This is a genomic window from Prevotella sp. OH937_COT-195, from assembly GCF_003932845.1.
GTDB lineage: Bacteria > Bacteroidota > Bacteroidia > Bacteroidales > Bacteroidaceae > Prevotella.
The window spans coordinates 1-680 of sequence record NZ_RQZH01000106.1; the positions used below are offsets into that span (position 1 = coordinate 1).

The 680-nt window shown below is 32.5% G+C and carries 1 protein-coding gene; it reads left to right on the forward strand.

What is annotated here, in order from left to right; all coding sequences use genetic code 11:
- The coding region (locus EII32_RS11425; RefSeq protein ID WP_148096839.1) for a phytoene desaturase family protein at nt 1-680 on the forward strand (680 nt) is incomplete at both ends.

A 680-nucleotide genomic window follows, 5' to 3' on the forward strand; every position in this document is an offset into this window, starting at 1 on the left:
AGCTACTTTGGTAAGGGATTAGATACGATGTTTGCAATTATTCATTATCATGGTCCGTTTTCAGCTTTAAAGCAATTTGATTATTTTCATACAATGCAACAAGCCATTAATAAAAGGGTGGATAACCCATATTTAAGAGAAATGCTAGGTTATTTCATAAAATATGTAGGTTCCTCATCTTATGATGCTCCGGCTGTATTGAGTTTATTACCTCAAATGCAACATGAAGAAGGTTTGTGGTACGTAGATGGTGGCATTCATAAGTTAGCGAAAGCGATGGAACAATTAGCGAGAAAATTAGGTGTGGGCATACATTTTAACACCCCCGTAAAACGTATCAATTATAATAGTCAAAATAAGGTGACAGGGATAACAATAAAAAGTAATGAGGAAATATATGCAGATTATATTATATCTAATATGGAAGTAATCCCTGTTTATAAATATTTATTGAATTTTGATGCAAAGCAAATAAACAAATTGGAACGTAAATTTGAGCCAGCTAGTTCAGGTTATGTCATGCATCTTGGTGTGGACAAAAGTTATCCAGAGCTTCAACATCATAACTTTTTCTTTTCAAGTAATTCTAAAGTTAATTATGATCAAGTTTTTCACCAGTATGTTTTGCCTGAAGATCCGACAATTTATGTAGTGAACACAAATAAAACAGATAAGACACA